This is a genomic window from Dellaglioa sp. CoH-57-MRSF-20, from assembly GCF_056781955.1.
Genome location: NZ_JBXAXV010000135.1, coordinates 1 through 418 on the forward strand (window position 1 = coordinate 1; position 418 = coordinate 418).

General features: G+C 54.8%; 2 tRNA genes. Both read left to right on the forward strand.

Annotation, left to right across the window (positions count from 1 at the left end):
* Positions 1 to 26: 26 nt before the first annotated feature.
* Positions 27 to 100 (forward strand) — tRNA-Gly (locus AC1RPN_RS08490).
* A 72-nt stretch (positions 101 to 172) separates the two neighbouring features.
* A tRNA-Thr gene (locus AC1RPN_RS08495) sits at positions 173 to 248 on the forward strand.
* Positions 249 to 418 lie beyond the last annotated feature (170 nt).

Genomic DNA, 418 nt, shown 5'->3' on the forward strand with positions numbered 1-418 from the left:
TCTGTGGGTGAACCGCAGTCTAATTTGCGGGTGTAGCTCAATGGTAGAGCAGCGTCCTTCCAAGTCGAAGACGGGGGTTCGATTCCCCTCACCCGCTCCAGACTTAGTAAAGTAATGTGATGTACGTTCAGTGTGGTGCTTAGGTTTCCTAGGCCACGGGCACCACGCACTTGCCGGTTTAGCTCAGTTGGTAGAGCAGCTGATTTGTAATCAGTTGGTCGCGGGTTCGAGTCCTGCAATCGGCACCATTTTTATTGTTGTGGGCGAGAGCGAAAGAATCCCCAATCCTAACTGTCGAGGAAGAGGCACCGCCAGTGTATTGCAACCGGATTTATCCCGCGCGGGGCTCCGGGGCTCTTGGGGTTAAGAGCCATGCTAAGGTACAGTTGGTGTGAAGCCAGTTGCCCGGTCTCGGGCC